At 70.4% G+C, this 18,934-nt stretch carries 19 protein-coding genes; 11 read left to right on the forward strand and 8 right to left on the reverse strand.

Going from position 1 to position 18,934, the window contains the following annotated elements; translation table 11 throughout:
- Window positions 1–38: 38 nt before the first annotated feature.
- Both gmd and EUA94_RS20480 read left to right on the forward strand, forming a co-directional pair.
- A complete protein-coding gene (gene gmd, locus EUA94_RS20475; RefSeq protein ID WP_129428707.1) occupies window positions 39–1,019 on the forward strand; it encodes a GDP-mannose 4,6-dehydratase in 981 nt (326 codons plus the stop codon).
- On the forward strand, window positions 1,016–1,951 hold the full coding sequence (locus EUA94_RS20480) for a GDP-mannose 4,6-dehydratase (protein WP_242495076.1): 936 nt from the start codon (window positions 1,016–1,018) through the stop codon (window positions 1,949–1,951). Before gmd ends, EUA94_RS20480 begins: the two co-directional genes overlap by 4 nt.
- Before the next feature lie 114 nt (window positions 1,952–2,065).
- On the opposite strand, the gene rfbA is transcribed toward EUA94_RS20480, so the two are convergent.
- Window positions 2,066–2,932, reverse strand: coding sequence for a glucose-1-phosphate thymidylyltransferase RfbA (gene rfbA, locus EUA94_RS20485; protein ID WP_129428711.1), 867 nt, complete (start codon window positions 2,930–2,932; stop codon window positions 2,066–2,068).
- Between the two features lie 52 nt (window positions 2,933–2,984).
- On the opposite strand from rfbA, the gene EUA94_RS20490 reads away from it, so the two are divergent.
- The 3 genes from EUA94_RS20490 to EUA94_RS20500 are packed head-to-tail and all read left to right on the forward strand — an operon-like array spanning window position 2,985 to window position 7,313.
- Window positions 2,985–4,889 (forward strand): DUF4012 domain-containing protein, encoded by a 1,905-nt coding sequence (locus EUA94_RS20490; protein WP_129428713.1) that lies wholly within the window; start codon window positions 2,985–2,987, stop codon window positions 4,887–4,889.
- Between the two features lie 10 nt (window positions 4,890–4,899).
- Entirely contained in the window at window positions 4,900–5,898 is a 999-nt protein-coding gene (gene rfbB, locus EUA94_RS20495; RefSeq protein WP_129428714.1) for a dTDP-glucose 4,6-dehydratase, read from the forward strand.
- The gene (locus EUA94_RS20500) at window positions 5,895–7,313 is read left to right on the forward strand and encodes a sugar nucleotide-binding protein (protein WP_129428716.1); all 1,419 of its coding nucleotides are present in this window, start codon (window positions 5,895–5,897) and stop codon (window positions 7,311–7,313) included. Before rfbB ends, EUA94_RS20500 begins: the two co-directional genes overlap by 4 nt.
- Window positions 7,314–7,319: 6 nt before the next feature.
- Here the strand turns inward: EUA94_RS20500 and EUA94_RS20505 are convergent, their stop codons facing one another.
- The 4 genes from EUA94_RS20505 to EUA94_RS20520 all read right to left on the reverse strand — a co-directional run bounded on the left by EUA94_RS20505 (window position 7,320) and on the right by EUA94_RS20520 (window position 9,906).
- On the reverse strand, window positions 7,320–7,616 hold the full coding sequence (locus EUA94_RS20505) for a DUF2516 family protein (protein WP_129428717.1): 297 nt from the start codon (window positions 7,614–7,616) through the stop codon (window positions 7,320–7,322).
- Between the two features lie 95 nt (window positions 7,617–7,711).
- Window positions 7,712–8,401, reverse strand: a complete 690-nt coding sequence (locus EUA94_RS20510) for a hypothetical protein (protein WP_129428719.1) — start codon at window positions 8,399–8,401, stop codon at window positions 7,712–7,714.
- A gap of 28 nt (window positions 8,402–8,429) precedes the next feature.
- The gene (locus EUA94_RS20515) at window positions 8,430–8,831 is read right to left on the reverse strand and encodes a helix-turn-helix domain-containing protein (protein WP_129428721.1); all 402 of its coding nucleotides are present in this window, start codon (window positions 8,829–8,831) and stop codon (window positions 8,430–8,432) included.
- Window positions 8,832–8,925: 94 nt separating this feature from the next.
- Window positions 8,926–9,906 carry an asparaginase gene (locus EUA94_RS20520; protein WP_129428722.1) on the reverse strand — a complete coding sequence of 327 codons (981 nt, stop codon included), beginning with the start codon at window positions 9,904–9,906 and terminating at the stop codon, window positions 8,926–8,928.
- Window positions 9,907–9,947: 41 nt separating this feature from the next.
- Between EUA94_RS20520 and cysC the strand changes: the two genes are divergently transcribed.
- The 3 genes from cysC to EUA94_RS20535 are packed head-to-tail and all read left to right on the forward strand — an operon-like array spanning window position 9,948 to window position 12,669.
- On the forward strand, window positions 9,948–11,138 hold the full coding sequence (gene cysC / locus EUA94_RS20525) for an adenylyl-sulfate kinase (RefSeq protein WP_242495078.1): 1,191 nt from the start codon (window positions 9,948–9,950) through the stop codon (window positions 11,136–11,138).
- Complete coding sequence (locus EUA94_RS22800; protein ID WP_129428724.1) at window positions 11,135–11,662, forward strand: arsenate reductase/protein-tyrosine-phosphatase family protein; 528 nt, start codon at window positions 11,135–11,137, stop codon at window positions 11,660–11,662. Before cysC ends, EUA94_RS22800 begins: the two co-directional genes overlap by 4 nt.
- A complete protein-coding gene (locus tag EUA94_RS20535; protein WP_242495080.1) occupies window positions 11,662–12,669 on the forward strand; it encodes a sulfite exporter TauE/SafE family protein in 1,008 nt (335 codons plus the stop codon). Before EUA94_RS22800 ends, EUA94_RS20535 begins: the two co-directional genes overlap by 1 nt.
- Window positions 12,670–12,892: 223 nt before the next feature.
- Here the strand turns inward: EUA94_RS20535 and EUA94_RS20540 are convergent, their stop codons facing one another.
- Window positions 12,893–13,717 (reverse strand): beta-keto acid cleavage family enzyme, encoded by an 825-nt coding sequence (locus EUA94_RS20540; protein WP_129428726.1) that lies wholly within the window; start codon window positions 13,715–13,717, stop codon window positions 12,893–12,895.
- A gap of 17 nt (window positions 13,718–13,734) precedes the next feature.
- On the opposite strand from EUA94_RS20540, the gene dtd reads away from it, so the two are divergent.
- Window positions 13,735–14,163, forward strand: coding sequence for a D-aminoacyl-tRNA deacylase (gene dtd, locus EUA94_RS20545; RefSeq protein ID WP_129428728.1), 429 nt, complete (start codon window positions 13,735–13,737; stop codon window positions 14,161–14,163).
- On the opposite strand, the gene EUA94_RS20550 is transcribed toward dtd, so the two are convergent.
- Window positions 14,160–15,350: a glycoside hydrolase family 16 protein gene (locus EUA94_RS20550; RefSeq protein WP_129428730.1), complete on the reverse strand. Its 1,191-nt coding sequence runs from the start codon at window positions 15,348–15,350 to the stop codon at window positions 14,160–14,162. The two genes, dtd and EUA94_RS20550, sit on opposite strands and share 4 nt — an antisense overlap.
- Window positions 15,351–15,417: 67 nt before the next feature.
- On the reverse strand, window positions 15,418–16,602 hold the full coding sequence (locus EUA94_RS20555; RefSeq protein WP_165357079.1) for a glycoside hydrolase family 16 protein: 1,185 nt from the start codon (window positions 16,600–16,602) through the stop codon (window positions 15,418–15,420).
- Between the two features lie 101 nt (window positions 16,603–16,703).
- Here EUA94_RS20555 and cysD point away from each other — a divergent pair, with 101 nt between their 5' ends.
- Window positions 16,704–17,618 carry a sulfate adenylyltransferase subunit CysD gene (gene cysD, locus EUA94_RS20565; RefSeq protein WP_129428732.1) on the forward strand — a complete coding sequence of 305 codons (915 nt, stop codon included), beginning with the start codon at window positions 16,704–16,706 and terminating at the stop codon, window positions 17,616–17,618.
- Entirely contained in the window at window positions 17,618–18,922 is a 1,305-nt protein-coding gene (gene cysN / locus EUA94_RS20570; RefSeq protein ID WP_129428734.1) for a sulfate adenylyltransferase subunit CysN, read from the forward strand. The genes cysD and cysN overlap by 1 nt, the downstream gene beginning before the upstream one ends.
- The last annotated feature ends 12 nt before the right edge of the window (window positions 18,923–18,934 follow it).

Below are 18,934 nucleotides of genomic sequence, written 5' to 3' on the forward strand. Positions count from 1 at the left end.
GCCACCCTAACGATCGGCGCCCCTGACAGAATGCGGGCATGCCCAGCGCTCTCATCACCGGAATCACCGGCCAGGACGGCCTCTACCTCGCCGAGCTCTTGCTCGAGAAGGGGTACGACGTCCACGGCCTGATCCGCGGCCAGAACAACCCCCGGCGCGAGCTGGTCACCAAGCTCGTGCCCGACGTACGGCTGCACAACGGCGACCTCACCGACCTGTCCAGCCTGATGCGCGCCATGCGCGACTCCCAGCCCGACGAGGTCTACAACCTCGGCGCGATCTCGTTCGTCGCGTACTCCTGGGAGAACGCCTTCGTCACCAGCGACGTCACCGGCATGGGCGTGCTCAACATGCTCGAGGCCGTACGCCTCCACGCGGGCGACGCGCCCGACAGCGTCAGGTTCTACCAGGCGTCGAGCTCGGAGATGTTCGGCAAGGTGCAGCAGGTGCCCCAGTCCGAGAGCACCCTGCTCTGGCCGCGCTCGCCGTACGGCGTGAGCAAGGTCTACGGCCACTACATGACCATCAACTACCGCGAGTCCTACGGCATGCACGCCTCGTCGGGGATCCTCTTCAACCACGAGTCGCCGCGCCGCGGTCCGGAGTTCGTGACGCGCAAGATCAGCCAGGCCGTCGCCCGGATCCACCTCGGCCAGCAGGACTCGATGGCGCTCGGCAACCTCGACGCGCAGCGCGACTGGGGCTACGCCGGCGACTACGTCGAGGCGATGTGGCGGATGCTCCAGCAGGACGAGGCCGACGATTACGTCATCGCCACCGGTGAGACGCACTCGATCCGCGACTTCCTCGACCTCGCGTTCGCGCACGTCGGCGTCGACGACTGGACCAAGCACGTCACGCAGGACCCGCGCTTCATGCGACCCGCAGAAGTGGAGCTGCTCATCGGCGACGCGACCAAGGCGAAGGACAAGCTCGGCTGGACGCCGACGGTCTCGTTCCCCGAGCTCGTGGCGATGATGGTCGACAGCGACATCGCGGCGGTCAAGGCGGGCTGGTGACGGCTCGCGCCCTCATCACCGGCATCGGCGGCCAGGACGGCACCTACCTCGCCGAGCGCCTCGTCGCGGACGGCATGGAGGTGCACGCCCTCGTGCTGCGCGCCGACGGCCACCCACAGCACTGCCCTGACGCGGTCGTCCTCCACACCGGTGACCTGGGCGACCTCGACGCGACGCGCCGCCTGGTGCTCGACCTGGCGCCGCAGGAGGTCTACAACCTCGCCGCGATCAGCTCGGTCGCCCAGTCGTGGGAGGAGCCCGACCTCACAGCCCACGTCAACGGCCTCGCCGCCGTCGCGCTGATGGAGTCGGCGCGGCTTGCGGGAGGCGTACGCCTCGTGCAGGCCTCGAGCGCCGAGATCTTCGGTGAGCCCGCGGAGAGCCCCCAGACCGAGGCCAGCGCGATCCGGCCGGTCAACCCGTACGGCGCCGCGAAGGCCTTCGCGCACCTCAGCGCCGGCGTCTTCCGGCAGCGCGACCAGCACGTGTCGAGCGCGATCCTCTACAACCACGAGTCGCCGCGGCGCCACGAGCGCTTCGTGACCCGCAAGATCACCTCGACCGTCGCCGCGATCGCCCGCGGCGACGCCGACGAGCTCGTCCTCGGCAACCTCGACGCCCGCCGCGACTGGGGCTGGGCGCCGGACTACGTCGACGCGATGGTGCGCGCGGCGCGGGCCGACGAGCCGGGCGACTTCGTCGTCGCGACCGGGCGCGCACACTCCGTACGCGAGTTCGTCGGTGCCGCGTTCGCCGCCGCCGGGGTCGGCGAGTGGGAGCACCTGGTGCGCCAGGACGAGCGCTTCTTCCGGCCTGCGGACCCGACCGAGCTGGTCGGCGACGCGACCCGCGCCCGCGAGGTGCTCGGCTGGGAGCCGACGGTCGCGTTCGAGGAGATCGTCGCGCGAATGGTCGCCGCCGACCTCCGCTGAGCGCCGTCTGCGGGAGCTTCCAGTCCCAAACTGGAGCCTTGCCCGCGAAGTTTCGGGGTGGAGGCTCCAGTTTCCCCGGGTACCCGGGGATCGCGACAAGGGGGCGAAGAAACCCTAGCCGTGCTGCAGCAGGCCGAGCAGGTACTCGCCGTAGCCACTCTTGCGGAGCGGTCCGGCGCGCTCGACCAGCTCGTCGTCGGAGAGCCAGCCCATCCGCCAGGCGACCTCCTCGGGGGCGCCGACCTTGAAGCCCTGCCGGCCCTCGATGGTGCGCACGAAGTTGGACGCGTCGTTGAGCGAGTCGAACGTGCCGGTGTCGAGCCACGCGGTGCCGCGGGGCAGCACCTCGACGTGGAGGCGCCCCTCCTCGAGGTAGCGGCGGTTGAGGTCGGTGATCTCCAGCTCGCCGCGCGCCGACGGCGCCAGCTCGGCGGCGTACTGCACCACGTCGTTGTCGTAGAAGTAGAGCCCCGGGACCGCGAAGTCGCTCTTGGGGTGCTCCGGCTTCTCCTCCAGCGAGAGCGCGCGGCCCTCGTCGTCGAACTCCACGACGCCGTACGCGCGCGGGTCGGCGACGTGGTAGCCGAAGACCGCGGCACCGTCGAGGTCCCTGAACCGCAGCAGCTGCTGGCCGAGGCCCGAGCCGTAGAAGATGTTGTCGCCGAGCACCAGCGCCGAGCGCTCCGAGCCGATGTGGTCGGCGCCGATGATGAACGCCTGCGCCAGGCCGTCCGGGCTGGGCTGGACGGCGAACGTCAGGTTGATGCCGAACTGCGAGCCGTCGCCCAGCAGCCGGTGGAAGCCGTCGGCCTCGTGGGGCGTGGTGATGATGAGCACGTCGCGGATGCCGGCGAGCATCAGCGTCGAGAGCGGGTAGTAGATCATCGGCTTGTCGTAGACCGGCACCAGCTGCTTGCTGATGCCCTGGGTGATCGGGTGCAGCCGCGAGCCAGTGCCGCCGGCCAGGATGATTCCGCGCATGGGTTCAGCCTAGGGGGCCACGATCCTCGGGGTGGACTGGCACCATTGCCGCATGCCGTCCACCCGTCCTCCGCGCGAGCGTCGTCTCGTACGGCCGACGACGGTCATCGCCGGCCTGTTCCTGCTGCTGGTCGGCCTCGCCCTGCTCGCGATCCCGTTCCTCAAGGCCCCCGGTCACGCGGCGGGCGCCAAGGCCGACCTCGAGGCGGCCAAGGCGTCGCTCGAGGCCGGCGACATCGACGCGGCGGAGGCCAGCGTGCAGAGCGCGCGGCGACACGCCGACGAGGTGCAGGGCGCGATGCAGGGCATCGGCGGTGACATCTGGAGCTTCGTCCCGATCGTCGGCCGGCCGGTCGCGGACGTACGCCATCTCGGCAACGCGCTCGACCACCTGACCTCGGCCGCCGAGCTCGCGCTCGAGACGTGGCCCGCGGTCGGCGGGGACGACGCCACCTTGTTCGCCGACGGTGCGATCGACGTGCCGACGCTGCAGTCGGTGGTGCGCACGGTCACCGAGGTGAGCGACCAGCTCGACAGCGCCCAGCTCGAGCTCGGCGAGGTGAGCGACTCCGCGGTCGGTGTCGGCACCCGCCTGTCGGAGGCCCGCGACCAGGCCACCGACGTCGTGGCGCCCGTCGCGGCGACGGCGCGCCGTGCCGAGTCCCTGTCCGCGGTCCTCCCCGACCTCTTCGGCGTGGAGGGCGACCGGACCTACCTGCTGGCCCTGCTCAACCCGAGCGAGCAGCGCTTCTCCGGCGGCGCACCGCTCACCGTGGTGCCCATGGACGTCGCGGACGGCCAGCTCACGATGGGCGACGCCCGCGACACCACTGACCCCGACCTGTTCCGCGTCGGACGGTGGGACAAGGTCGAGGGCAACCCGTTCCACGACGGCAAGCTGCGGATCTCCACGGCGACCTTCGCCCCTGACTGGTCGGTCTCCGGCGAGGAGCTGCTCCGCGGGTGGGAGCGGCGTACGGGCCAGGAGGTCGACGGCCTCGTGATGGTCGACGTCGTCGCGCTGGCCGACATGCTGCGGGTCACCGGTCCCGTCGAGGCCCCGCTCTACGGCACGCTCGACGCCTCCAACTTCACCCAGAAGCTCGTCGGCGACTACGACACCTACCCCGACACCGCGGCTCGCCACGACCTCAACCGGGCGATCGTCCCCGTCTTCGCCGACCGCGTGTTCGAGCCCGGCAACAACCTCGAGAAGATCGAGTCGCTGCGCAGCTCGGCGCAGGCCCGCCACTTCGCCCTCTGGATGCGCGACCCCGACCTCCAGGCCGCGGTCACCGACGTCGGCCTCGCCGGGGACCTCTCCGACACCGACCACGACTACATCGCCGTCTTCAACCAGAACACCAACATCAGCAAGTCCGACTTCTGGCAGCGCCGCACGGTCACGAGCGACGTACAGCTGCAGGAGGACGGCTCGGCGGAGGTCACGTTGACCGTCTCCGTCTTCAACGACTCGCCGCCCTACGGCGCCAACCAGATCTACGGCGACAACAGGGGAGGCAGCAGCCGCACCCGCTGGAACGGCATGACGGTCGGCGTCTTCCTGCCGGACGGCGTGGAGATCACCAGCGCCACTGCGGGCGGCAGGTCCCTCGGCACGGGCACCTTCGACTACTACGGCCGCCCCTACAAGCTGGTCCGGTTCATCCTGCCTCCGCGTACGACGCGCGAGGCGGTGCTGACCTACACCGTGCCCGCCGCCGCGGACGTGACCGGCGACGAGCTCACCTACCGGCTCGACGCGACCCCGCAGGGGATGGTGATCGCGCAGGCGTTGACGGTCAACGTGCAGTGGCCGCAGGGCTACGACGTCACCGACCTCCCCGAGGGCTGGACGCGGCAGGGCCGCGGCAAGGCGTCGTACGTCGACCCGGGACTCGTCACGCAGCCGAGCTTCAGCGTCACCGGCTCCACCGCCGGCAGCACTGCGCCCTAGACTCCCCGCCATGGAACGCCTTCTCGTGACCGGGGGCGCGGGGTTCATCGGGTCGAACTTCGTGCACCACCTCGTCGAGCACACCGACCTCCGGATCACCGTCCTCGACAAGCTGACGTACGCCGCCTCGAAGGAGTCGCTCGCCGGCCTCCCCGAGGACCGCGTGCAGCTCGTCGTCGGTGACATCGCCGACGAGGACGCCGTCGACCCGCTCGTCGCGGCGCACGACGCAGTCGTCCACTACGCGGCGGAGTCGCACAACGACAACTCGCTCAACGACCCGAGCCCGTTCATCCGGACGAACATCCTCGGCACGTACACGATCCTCGAGGCGGTGCGGAAGCACGACAAGCGGCTGCACCACGTCTCGACGGACGAGGTGTACGGCGACCTCGAGCTCGACGACCCCAAGCGCTTCACCGAGGACACGCCGTACAACCCGTCCTCGCCCTACTCGGCGTCCAAGGCGGGGTCCGACCACCTGGTGCGCGCCTGGGTCCGCAGCTTCGGCGTCCGCGCGACGGTGTCGAACTGCTCCAACAACTACGGCCCCTGGCAGCACATCGAGAAGTTCATCCCCCGCCAGATCACCAACGTCATCGACGGGATCCGCCCCAAGCTCTACGGCTCGGGCGAGAACGTCCGCGACTGGATCCACGCCGACGACCACTCCTCGGCCGTCCTGACGATCCTGGAGAAGGGCCGCATCGGCGAGACCTACCTCATCGGCGCCGACGGCGAGAAGAACAACCTCGAGGTCGTCCGGCTGATCCTCACGATGATGGGCCAGCCCGCCGACGCCTTCGACCACGTCAACGACCGCGCCGGCCACGACCTGCGCTACGCCATCGAGTCGGGCAAGCTGCGCCAGGAGCTCGGCTGGCAGCCGAAGTTCCAGGACTTCGAGTCCGGCCTCGGCAACACCATCGAGTGGTACCAGCAGCACGAGGACTGGTGGCGCCCCCACAAGGACGCCACCGAGGCGAAGTACGCGGAGAAGGGCCAGTGAGCCTGCCCAGCCTCGAGACGACGGCGATCCCCGGCCTGGTCGTCGTACGGCTCGACCGACGCGACGACGACCGCGGGTTCTTCAAGGAGAACTGGCAGCGCGAGAAGATGCTCGCCATCGGGCTGCCCGACTTCGGCCCGGTGCAGAACAACGTCTCCTTCAACAGCGACCGCGGCGTGACCCGCGGCATCCACACCGAGCCGTGGGACAAGTTCATCTCGCTGGCTACCGGCCGGATCTTCGGTGCCTGGGTCGACATGCGCCAGGGCGACACGTTCGGCGCCACGTTCACGTTGGAGATGGACACCTCCGTCGCGGTCTTCGTCCCGCGGGGCGTCGGCAACAGCTACCAGGTGCTCGAGGACGCGACGGCGTACACGTATCTCGTCAACGACCACTGGCGCCCCGGCGTCACCTATCCGGCGCTCGCGCTCGGCGATCCGACCGTGGCGATCGACTGGCCGATCCCGCTGAGCGAGGCGATCATCAGCGAGAAGGACCAGAACAGCCCCACGCTCGACCCCAGCACCGCGATGGCGCCGAAGAAGACGCTCATCGTCGGCGCGCTCGGCCAGCTCGGCCGCGCCCTCTTCGCAGCCCACCCCGACGCGGACCGCGTCGACCTCTTCGCCGGCGAAGGTGTCACCGCGCTCGACCTCACCGACAGCGCGGCGGTCGCCGCGTGGCCGTGGCACCAGTACGCCGTCGTGCTCAACGCGGCGGCGTACACCGCCGTCGACGCCGCCGAGACCACCGAGGGCCGCGTGGCCGCCTGGGCCGCGAACGCCACCGGGCCGGCCACCCTGGCGCGACTGGCCCGTGAGCACGGTTTCACGCTCGTGCACTACTCCTCGGACTACGTCTTCGACGGCACGGCACCGCTCGACCCCGGCCACGTCGAGGACGAGCCGCTGTCGCCGCTCGGCGTCTACGCGCAGTCCAAGGCAGCGGGCGACCTCGCGGTCGGCCTCGCGCCGCGCCACTACGTCGTGCGTACGTCCTGGGTGATCGGCGACGGCAAGAACTTCGTCCGCACCATGCAGGCCCTCGCCGACAAGGGCGTCTCGCCCAGCGTCGTCGACGACCAGGTCGGCCGGCTGGCCTTCACCGATGAGCTGGTGCGCGCCACCCGCCACCTGTTTGACACCGGCGCTGCCTTCGGCACGTACAACGTCTCCAACGGCGGAGCCCCGATGTCGTGGCGCGAGATCGCGCAGGCCGTCTTCGAGCGGTCCGGTCGCAGTGCCGACGACGTCAGCGGCACCAGCACCACGGCGTACGCCGAGGGGGTGCTCGCACAGGGCAACCCGTTCGCCCCGCGACCGCTCAACTCCGCGCTGTCGCTGGAGAAGATCCGGGCCACGGGCTTCGAGCCCCAGGACGCGCTGGTCGCCCTCGACCGCTATCTGGCCTAGGGCTGCCTAACGGCGGCCGGACGTCACCTCGGCCAGCGCAGGACGCACGTCGGCGATGTAGACGAGCGAGGCGATCGTGAAGGCCAGGTGGATGATCCCGAGCGGCGAGGAGCCGATCAGGATCAGCTGGGCGCCGAAGCCGAGCCCGGTGATGGCGCACCACGCCTGCTTGGTGAGCTTGCCCGCCGCTTCGTACGCCTCGGTCGAGTAGGTGAGCGAGTTGATGAACGCGAATCCCTTGATCGCGAGCAGCACGACGAGAACGACCAGCATGGCCGTGCTCTGGAACGCGTAGATGTTCACCACCCCAGCCTAAGGGCAGATGCGAAGGACCCCCGCCCGAACCGGGCAGGGGTCCTTTCTCAGAACAGCGTCAGCTGGTCATGGTCGAGTGCTCTTCAGTCGCCGATCTTCTCGGCGGCGTCGGTGACGGCCTTCGCGGCGTTGGTCGCCGTCGTCGTGGCGGCGGTGGCGGTGGCCTTGGCGCTGCTCTGGGCGGTCGCCGTCTTCTTGGCCGCGGTCTTGCGGGCGGTCGTGGCGGACGCCTTCTTGGCGGCAGCGGAGCGGGTGGCCTTCTTGGCGGTCTTCTTCGGCTTCGGCGCGACCTTGGTGGCGGCGGTCCGGTCCGCGGCGGTGGCGTTGGCGTCAGCAGCCTTCTTGGCCTGCGTCGCGGTCGTCTTGGCCTTGGCGACCGTGGTCCTGGCGGACTTCACCGTCGCGGTGGTCGACTCCTGGCGGCGGATGCGGCCGACGAGGGACTCGCCGCGCTTGACCAGCTGGGTGTAGGTCGCGTTGGCCGCGGCGACGTTCTCGTCGACGAGGGTCGAGACCTTCGTCGGGTACGCCTTCGCCTCGGCCTGGAGCTCGGCGACGCGGGCCTCGATGGCCGCACGACGGGCCTTGGCCTCGGCCTTGGCGTCGAACTTCTGCACGTCGGCGACGCGGGCGGTGACGCGCTTCTGCACGTCGGCCACGGCCTCGCGGACGGCCTCGACGGCGAGGTCGGTGACGCCGACGTAGGCGAGGACTGGCCTCAGTGCCTGGTTCTTCAGGTCAGCGGTCTTGATGTCGAACTTGGCGGTGGCCATGTCGTGCTCCTTCTGGTGGATGTGTCTGTCAGGTCTGGGTCGGGGTGGTGTCGCGGTCGTTGAGCGCGAGGAACGAGGCGTGGACGTCGAGCAGGGACTGCTTCTGCCGCTCGGTCAGGCCGGTGTCGGCCAGCACGGCGAGCTCGACGGAGCCCGCCTGGCCCGGGTCGGGGTGGACGATGCCGGCGCGGACGTAGAGCTGCTCGGCGGAGACGCGCAGGGCACGCGCCAGCTGCTGGAGCACCTCGGCGGAGGGCTTGCGGAGTCCGCGCTCGATCTGGCTGAGGTAGGGGTTGCTCACGCCGACCTGGTCGGCGAGCTGCCGCAGCGACAACTGGGCGGCCAGGCGCTGCTCCTTGAGGTAGTCGCCCAGCGAGCCCAAGGAGCCGACGACGGTGCCGCTCGTCTTGGTGCTCTTGTCCTTGGCCATGCCTCCAGTGTGCTAACAACTGTTAGCAGAATCAAACTGGTAGCAGGTGATAGCCCTCACACAGGGCAGGTGGCACTTGAGTTGTCGGTGCTAGCTAGAAGGCAGCACGGATCACGCCGACAGGCTTGCCGCCGCCCAGGAGCTCCAGCCGGCCGGTGGTCTCGACCGCCTGGGCATCGACCCCGGCGCCGTCGAGGACGCCCGAGCGGCGCAGCGCCTCGGCCATCAGGACCGGGCGTACGCGGGGTGCGCCGTCGTCGGTCTTGAGCGCCCAGGCACGGCCGTCGGGCAGGGCGACGGCGTAGCAGGACTCGGCGCCGGCCTTGCCGATGAGGCCCGGCACCGCGCGGTGCAGGGCGACCTCGTCGCGGGTGGTGCCGCTGACGAACTCGGGGTGCTGCCGGATCGCCTCGGCGACCCGGTGCTCCGGACCCTCGGTCGCGGACGCCAGCGCGGCGAACGCCCGCGCGAGCCCGGTGAGCGAGGTCGACAGCAGGGGGGCCCCGCAGCCGTCGATCGCCACGGTGGTGACCGGCTCGCCGGTCAGCCGGGAGAACGTCTCCAGGATGGCGAGCTGCAGTGGGTGGTCGAGATCGAGGTACGTCGCGGTGTCCCACCCCCGGACGACGCACGTCGCGAGCATGGCGGCGTGCTTGCCCGAGCAGTTCATCAGGATCGAGGACTTCGAGCCGCCGGCGCGGATGACCGCCTCGCGGGCCACGTCGTCCAGCGGGTAGTCCGGCGGTGTCTGCAGGGCCGACTCGTCCAACCCGGCGCTCGCCAGCGTGCGGCGTACGCCCTCGACGTGGAAGGGCTCCCCGGAGTGCGATGCGCACGCGAGGGCGAGCAGGTCCGCCGGCAGGTCCAGGCCGAGCTCGACCATCGCGAGGGCCTGGATCGGCTTGTTGCTCGACCGCGGCAGTACCGGGGCGACGACCTCGCCGACCGACCAGTCGACGGACCCGTCGGCCGCGAGCGCGACGATCGAGCCGTAGTGGTGGCCCTCGACGAACCCGGAGCGGACGATCTCTGCCACGACGGGCAATCCAGTGACGGGCAGACCAACAGCAGACATGGTGCGCAGGCTACCGACCAGCACAGTGAGAGGATGCGCGGGTGATCCAGCACTGCCCCACGCCGACCGAGCTCGACGACCTGGAGCTCCTGGTCTCCGGCGCCTATGCCCCGCTCACCCGCTTCAACGAGCCCGGCAGTCCGGTCGCGCTCGACCTGCCCGACGGCGCGGCGGAGGCGGAGCTCGTCGACCCCGAGGGCCTGCCGTTGGCGCGCGTGGCGGCGGACGGCTCGCTCGAGCCGCTCACCCACGCCCAGTACGGCCCCTTCCGGCGGCTGCACCTCACCCCGGCCCAGGTCCGCGACCAGCACGCGGGTGCCACGTTCGTCCCGGTCGCCGACGCGCTCACCGCCGCCGAGCTCGACGAGCTGCGCGGTCTCGGCCGCGTGGTCCTCGTGGCGCTGACCGGCACCGGCACGGCCGCCCTCTCCCCCGTCGCGCTCGTCCGCGCGACCCTCGCCGCGGCCGCGCTGCTCCCCGACGCCGTCGTCGTCGCCGTCCCCCTGCCCACCCACGGTGACGCCGACGTGGACCACGAGCTCGGCGCGCGGGTCGTGGCGACGTACGCCGGGCCGGACCCGGTCCACGCCCTGGCCTCCCCCGCCGACGACAGCCACCCGGCAGCCATCGCGAAGATCGTCGACGCCGACCGTCCCGAGCCGGAGGACCAGGGCCTCGTACTGTTCTTCACCGGCCTGTCCGGCAGCGGCAAGTCGACGCTGGCCCGGGCACTGATGGACCTGCTCCTCGAGCAGGGTGGTCGCTCCGTGACCAGCCTCGACGGCGACGTCGTACGCCGGCACCTCTCGGCCGGGCTGACCTTCTCCAAGGCGGACCGCGAGACCAACATCCGCCGCATCGGGTGGGTGGCCGCCGAGATCGCCCGTCACGGTGGCGTGGCCGTCTGCTCCCCCATCGCGCCGTTCGCCGAGACGCGCGCGCAGGTGCGGGAGATGGTCGAGGGCACCGGCGGGGCGTTCTTCCTCGTCCACGTCGCGACGCCGCTCGAGGAGTGCGAGCGGCGCGACCGCAAGGGCCTCTACGCCAAGGCCCGGGCCGGTGAGATCCCGGAGTTCACCGGGATCTCCTCGCCCTACGAGGAGCCCGACGACCCGGCCGTACGCGTCGACACGACCGGCCGCACCATCGAGGACGCGCTCGACGACGTCCTGGTGGCCCTCGACGAGGCCGGCTACCTCCACCTGACCGGGCGGGCGGGCGCCGACGCATGACCGAACCGCTCTCGGTGCTGTTCCTCTGCACCGCCAACATCTGCCGCTCGCCCGCCATGGAGCTCATCGCCCGCGACCTCGCCGGTCCCGATGCCGACATCGTCTTCAGCAGCTCCGGCACCCACGCCCGGACCGGGCACCGGATGAACCCGGTCATGGTGGACACGGTCCCCGGGCTCGACGTCACTGGCTTCCGCAGCCGTCGGCTCAAGCCGGAGATGCTCCTCGATGCCGACCTCGTCCTGACCGCCGAGTCGATCCACCGCCAGCACGTCCTCGACGACTACCCGCAGCTGCACCGCCAGCTCTTCACCCTCGGCCAGTTCGCCGCGGCCGTGGCGGAGATCCCTGGGCTGACGGGCCTCGAGCTCATTGCCGCGGTCGGCCAGAAGCGTCAGCCGGCCCACCCCGAGCTCGACGTCGCCGACCCCTACCGGCGCGGTGCCAAGGCCGCCGCCACGGCGACCGGCACGATCACTGCCATGCTGAGCGTCGTCGTGCCCCGTCTGACCGGAGACAGCTGATGGACTGGATCACCGTCACGTTCTTCTCGATCCTCGCTGCCGGCTTCGTCGTGGGCATCGTGGTCGGGCTGACCGGCATGGGCGGTGGCGCCCTCATGACGCCCGCGCTCATCTTCCTGGGCGTCGGCGAGGCGGCGACGGTCGTCACGGCGGACCTGACCGCGGCCGCGATCTACAAGACCGGCGGCGCGATCGTGCACAAGCGCGAGGGCTCGCCCAACATGCAGCTTGCGAAGTGGTTGATGATCGGGTCGATCCCGATGGCCCTGCTCGGACCACACCTGGTGTCGTGGGTGGTGGACCCCGAGGACATCGACGACGCGCTCAAGCTCTCCATCGGCTTCGCCCTGCTGCTCGCGGCGGCGACGTACGCCCTGCGCCTCTACCTCAACCTGGTGCGGGTCCGCGGCGGCGAGCACCCCGACGACAACCCTGCGGTCCGACCGATCCCGACCCTGCTGGTGGGCGCGCTCGGCGGCCTCCTGGTCGGCATCACCAGCGTCGGCTCCGGCTCGGTCATCATGATCGCCCTGCTGATGCTCTACCCCGGCCTCTCCGCCGTACGCCTCGTCGGCACCGACCTCGTCCAGGCCGTCCCGCTCGTGATGGCCGCCGCGATCTCGAACATCGCGCTGCACGGCCTCGACTGGGGGATACTCGTCCCGCTCGTGATCGGCTCGGTCCCCGGCACCCTCATCGGCTCGGCGATCGCCCCCCGCGTCCCGCAGTCCTTCATCCGGCGCGGCATCGTGGTCGTCCTCACCATGAGCGGCGTCGCGCTGCTCGACAAGGCCGGCTGGGCCCCGCTCGGCGCCGGCGAGGACGAGACTCACCCGATGCTCATCGCCGGTGTCGGCCTGTTCGTGCTGCTCGTGCTGCCCGTCGTCTGGGGCTTCATCCGCAAGTCGCAGGGCCTGCCGATGTTCGGCTCCCCGACCATCGCCCAGCTCGAGGATCCCGACTACCGCCCCGGGCTCGTCGGGATGAAGAAGGTCGACGACACCTGAGGCCAGAGCGGTGGCGAGGCCACCTCCTCGACGCCCCGACTGTGGCTGGACAACCGCCGGGGCGAGCGTCGTACGACGACACGCCGACCAGCGGTGCGTGAGGGGTGTTCCAAGCCCGCCACATGCTCCTCAGCCACCGCCGGCGCGCGTGTCGTACGCCGCCACGCCGACCAGCGGTGCGCAAGGGGCGCTGCAGGGCCGCGGAAACCCCCTCACTCACCGCTCACCCCAGGCCGAGAAGCTCCCGGCACCCGGCAGGCGACATCGGCGTACGTTGCGCGATCCGGCCGAGGTCGACGGCGCGGGAGACGAGCTGGGCGTTGGAGTCCACCGGGACGCCGCGGCTGATCGTGAGCACGTCCTCCATCCCCACGCGCAGGTGGCCGCCCATCGACAGGGAGGCCATCGCGACGGCGAGCGTCGAGCGACCGATGCCCGTGGCGGACCACGACGTCACCTCGGGCGGCAGCGCGGCGACGCCGGCGACGAGGGCCGGCGCGGTGCCGGGCATGCCGCCGGGGACGCCCATCACGAAGTCGACGTGGACCTTGCCGCTGGCGGGGACGCCGTACTCCCGGACCAGGCGGCCGAGCGCGTGCACCTGGCCGAGGTCGAAGAGCTCGAACTCCGGGGCGACGCCGCGCGACAGGGCGAGCTGGTAGAGGTCCTTCACGAACGGCCAGGGGTTGAGGAACACGTCGTCGCCGAAGTTGGTCGTGCCCATGGTGAGGCTGCACGAGTCGGGCTCGGCGTCGAGCACCTTGAGCCGCTCGTCCAGCGGATCGTGGACCGACCCGCCCGTGGACAGCTGCACCACCAGCGACGACGACTCGCGTACGGCCGCCACCCACTCGCGCAGCAGCGCCTGGTCGAGCGTCGGCGCGTGCGACGTGTCGCGCACGTGGAGGTGGATCATCGCCGCCCCGGCGGCCTCGCACTCGGCGGCGGTGCGGGCGATCTCCTCGGGCGTGGTGGGGAGGGCCGAGCAGTCGGCCTTGGCGGTCTCGGCGCCCGTGGGCGCGACCGTGATCAGCAAAGCGTCAGGCATGGCGGCATCCTTGCACCATGCGCGCAGTCATCCAGCGGGTCCTCTCCGCCAGCGTCACGGTCGACGGCGAGGTGGTCGGCGAGCTCGACCGGCCGGGCCTGCTGGTCTACCTCGGGGTCACCCACGGCGACGGTGCCGGCGAGGTCACCTGGACGGCGCGGAAGGTCTGGGACCTGCGGCTGCTGCGCGGCGAGCAGAGCGCCAGCGATGTCGCGGCGCCAGTGCTCGTCGTCAGCCAGTTCACGCTGTACGGCGACGCGCGCAAGGGCCGTCGACCGACCTGGCTGGCAGCAGCGCCCGGGCCGGTGAGCGAGCCCCTCTACGACGCGGTGTGCGCCGAGCTCGAGCGACTCGGCGCCCACGTCGAGCGTGGACGCTTCGGTGCCGACATGCGCGTCGCGAGCGTCAACGACGGCCCGATCACGCTGGTGCTGGACAGCCCCTAGCGCTGCCAGACCCGCACCCAGTCGACAGCCAAGGTCTGCGGCAGCTGGTCCGGCGACGTCACCCGGAGGGACTCGAAGTTCGAGACGAGCAGGCTCAGGATCAGGTACTCCTCGGTCTGCGACACCCCAGCCGTGGTGCGCAGCACCTCCTTGCCGTCGATGCGGAAGACGTACTCCGTGGGCGTCCACTCGACCGAGAACACGTGGTAGGTGCCGGCCCAGTCCGAGCCGTACAACGCATCGTCGCCGGGTGGCGTCTCGGCGACCTTCGTCTGTGTCCCCCCGCTGTAGGTCCAGACGCCGCTGCTCAACCCGGACGAACCGGTGCCGAACCACTCGATCACGTCGATCTCGGCGCCGGACTCCACCACGGGTGCCTGCATCCAGAACGCGCCGTGCTGGCCGCGGAGATCCTGGAACCTGATCCGGGCGGCGGTGACGCCGTACTTGTAGGAGAACCTGCCCTGGGTGCCCACGTGCCCGTTGAGCCGGTAGAACGTCGACTGCTTGACACCTTGGTTGTTGGTGAAGGTGCACGGGTCGTCACGGTCCGGGTCGTCGATGACGCTGAGGGACAGCACCCCACCTCCGACCGCGGTCCCGCGCGGGTCCGTCTTCGAGCAGCGGCGGCTCGGGACCTCGTAGCCCTGGACCCGGTGGTCCCACGGTGCCGTGAGCGCTGACCCGGAGAACTCGTCGGAGAGGATCGGCGTGCCCCAGGCATCGGTCCGCACCCGCGCCGAGGTGACCTCGGGGAGCTCGGCCGAGCTGCGGGCCATCACCCGGTACGTCGCCGGGAGGCCACGCCATGCGTAGGGGATGGTGAAGAGCACGCGGCCGCTGGCGTCCTGCGAGGCGATCGCGAAGGCGACCCACCTCTTGCCGTCCAGGAGCTCGAGGTCCGCCCGGCGACCAGGTGCGACGGGCGAGAACGTGGCGGTGATCGCGCTCATGGCGGCCGAGGCCGGCTCGGGCGCCGTACCGGTGGCCGCCAGCTGCGGCAGCACCTGCACGGAGACGGACTGGGCGATCGCGGTCGCCCTGGATGGCTTGGGAGCCGACCAGGACGGTGCGGCTGAGCCGGCGCCCAGCAGCATCGCCATGAGCGCGGAGGCAGAGGCGAGGAGCAGGAGGAGCGGGCGACGCGGCATGACCGGGACCCCTTCGTCGGTGGACGAGGTCCTCACCGTAAGGAGTGGACCAGAACGGCGCGGCAGTTTCTCCCGTTCTGCGACAGATCTTCGAGGAGGCGCATCAGCCCTGAGCGGGGTTGGTCTCCCACACGCGCGCCCAGTCGACCTCCATGTGCTCGGGCAGCTCGCCGTTGAAGCGGGGCAGCTCGTAGTCGGAGGACAGGAGGCTCAGGATCAGGAACTCCTCGCGGCCGGAGGTCTCGCCCTCGAGACGCTGGGTGACCTGGCCGTCGATCCGGAAGACGTACTCGTCGGGAGTCCACTCGACGGAGAACACGTGGTACTCGCTCGCCCAGTCGTCGCCGTACTGCTCGACGTCGGGCAGCCAGCCGCCGACGGTCTGCTTGTCGCCGTTCTCGTCGAGGAAGTAGGTGAAGCTCGTCAGGCCGCCCTCGGGGTGGTCGTCACCGAAGTACTCCATGATGTCGATCTCGGCGCCACCGGCCTTCGGCCCGCCGGTCTGCTGCCCGCCGACCGCCTGCATCCAGAACGCCGCGTGCTGCCCGCGCGCCGACTGGGTGCGGATCCGGGCCGCTGCGTAGCCGTAGGTGAAGGAGTAGACGCCCTCGGTGCCGACGTGCCCGTTGAGGCGCTGCGGGAACCTCTTGCGACGTCCCGGGAGCTGGCACTCACCGCCGTCCGGATCCTCCAGCACGCTGAGCACCAGTGCGCCGTCGGCGACCTCGGCCGCGCTGTCGTCGGCGCGCGAGCACTTGCGTACGCCCGTGAAGCCCTGGTCGCGCGTGTGCCAGCTCGCGCCGGTCCCGTCGACCGAGTCCTCGTCGAAGTCGTCGGTGAAGGTCGGCTCCGGGGCGTCGTCGGTCGAGACCTCGGTCCCGATCGCGTCGTCGCCCTCGCCCACCACCACGGCGAGCTCTCCCGAGGTGTCGCTGGTCAGCGCGGCGTTGCCGTCCGCGTCCGTCTCTCCCTCCGAGACGGACTCCCATCCGCCGTCCTCGGACTTCGCGAGCAGGGTGACGGTCGTGCCTTCCTCGACGCCGGCGACGGTCGCGTCGACGACCCAGGCGGCGTCGTCGGCAGTCTCCACGTCCTCGCCGGTCCCGGCGAGCTGGGGCAGCACCCGCGCCTGTACGTCGTCGCTGGCCCGGAAGTCGGACACCTCGGGCTCGGTCGGCGACGCGGAGCAGGCGGTCGTGGCGAAGGCCACGACGACGAGCCCGGACAGCACGCGGTGGTGCGCTCCGAGGCGACGGGGCTGGGCTGCGAGTCGAGGTGTGCGGCTCATCCGGGGAGTCTCGCCGACTCGTCGCGTGAGTGCGAATCGTCCGCGGCGACGCCCGTCGCTACGATGATGGCTGCTGTCCCGAGAGAGGTCTCCCCTGCGTCATGACCAACACCCACGTCGACTACCAGCTGAGCCAGCTGGACCAGCTCGAGGCGGAGTCGATCCACATCTTCCGTGAGGTCGCCGCCGAGTTCGAGAAGCCGGTCCTGATGTTCTCCGGTGGCAAGGACTCCATCGTCATGCTCCGTCTTGCGGAGAAGGCGTTCTTCCCTGCCAAGCTGCCGTTCCCGCTCCTCCAGGTCGACACCGGCCTCGACTTCGACGAGGTGCTCTCCACCCGCGACTCGTGGGTCGAGCGGCTCGGCGCGCGGATGATCATCGCCTCCGTCGAGGACGCGATCGCCGCCGGCCACGTCGTCGACGACGGCAAGACCAGCCGCAACCGGCAGCAGATCGGCGCCCTGCTCAACGCGATCGAGGAGAACGGCTTCACCGCCGCCTTCGGTGGCGGGCGACGTGACGAGGAGAAGGCCCGCGCCAAGGAGCGCGTCTACTCCCACCGCGACGACTTCGGCCAGTGGGACCCCAAGATGCAGCGCCCCGAGCTGTGGAGCCTCTACAACGGTCGCATCCACGCCGGCGAGCACATGCGCATCTTCCCGCTGTCCAACTGGACCGAGCTCGACATCTGGCACTACATCCACCGCGAGCAGATCCAGATCCCGCAGATCTACTTCGCGCACGAGCGCGAGGTGATTGAGCGCGACGGCATGCTGCTGTCGCTCGGCCCGGAGATCCAGCCCAAGGGCAACGAGAAGGTCGAGACCAAGATGGTGCGCTTCCGCACCGTCGGCGACCGCACCCAGACCGGCTGCGTGGAGTCGGTGGCCACCGACACCGCGGCCATCATCGACGAGATCGCCATCGCCCGCGTGACCGAGCGCGGCGCCACCCGTGGCGACGACCGCTTCTCCGAGGCAGCCATGGAAGACCGCAAGAAGGAAGGCTACTTCTGATGGGCAGCAACGAGTCCCAGACCAACGACTCCCACACCGTCGCCCAGCTCGAGATGGACCTCCTCCGGTTCGCGACGGCCGGCTCGGTCGACGACGGCAAGTCCACGCTGATCGGACGCCTGCTCCTCGACTCCAAGTCGATCTTCGAGGACCAGCTCGAGGCGGTGGAGTCGACCAGCCAGTCCAAGGGCTACGACTACACCGACCTGGCGCTGCTCACCGACGGCCTGCGCTCCGAGCGCGAGCAGGGCATCACGATCGACGTGGCCTACCGCTACTTCGCGACGCCCAGCCGCAAGTTCATCATCGCCGACACCCCCGGGCACATCCAGTACACCCGCAACATGGTGACCGGCGCCTCGACGGCCGACCTCGGCCTCGTCCTGGTGGACGCCCGCCAGGGCCTCACCGAGCAGTCGCGCCGCCACGCGGTGCTGCTGTCGCTGCTCCGGGTGCCGCACCTGGTGCTGGCGATCAACAAGATGGACCTCGTCGACTGGTCGCAGGACGTCTACGACAAGATCCAGAAGGAGTTCACGACCTTCGCGACGAAGCTGAACATCCCCGACCTCGAGGTCATCCCGATCTCGGCGCTGCAGGGCGACAACGTCGTGAACCGGTCCGAGAACACCCCGTGGTACTCCGGCCCGACGCTGATGCACCACCTCGAGAACGTCCACGTCGCCTCCGACCGCGACCTGGTCGACACCCGCTTCCCGGTGCAGTACGTCATCCGGCCGAAGTCCGACCAGTACCACGACTTCCGCGGGTACGCCGGCCAAGTGGCCGGCGGCGTGCTCAAGAAGGGTGACGAGGTCGTCGTGCTGCCCAGCGGCATGACGTCGACGATCTCCCGCGTCGAGCTCTTCGACAACGAGGTCTCCGAGGCGTTCCCGCCGATGTCGGTGACGGTCCACCTCGAGGACGACGTCGACGTCTCGCGCGGCGACATGATCGCCCGTCCGAAGAACGCTCCCAAGCCCAGCCAGGACATCGACGCGATGGTCTGCTGGATGACCAACGAGCCGCTGCGCCCGCGCCAGAAGCTCGCCATCAAGCACACCACCCGCACCGGGCGCGCGATGGTCAAGGACATCCAGTACCGCCTCGACGTCAACTCGCTGCACCGCGACCAGGAGGCCGGCGAGCTCGGGCTCAACGAGATCGGTCGCGTCCAGCTCCGTACGACGGTGCCGCTGCTGTGCGACCCGTACTCCAAGAACCGCACCACGGGCTCGTTCATCCTCATCGACGAGGCGACCGGCGTGACCGTCGGCGCGGGCATGATCAACAGCGCCACCTGACGAAAAACCCCG

The organism is Nocardioides zhouii (assembly GCF_004137345.1).
GTDB lineage: Bacteria > Actinomycetota > Actinomycetes > Propionibacteriales > Nocardioidaceae > Nocardioides > Nocardioides zhouii.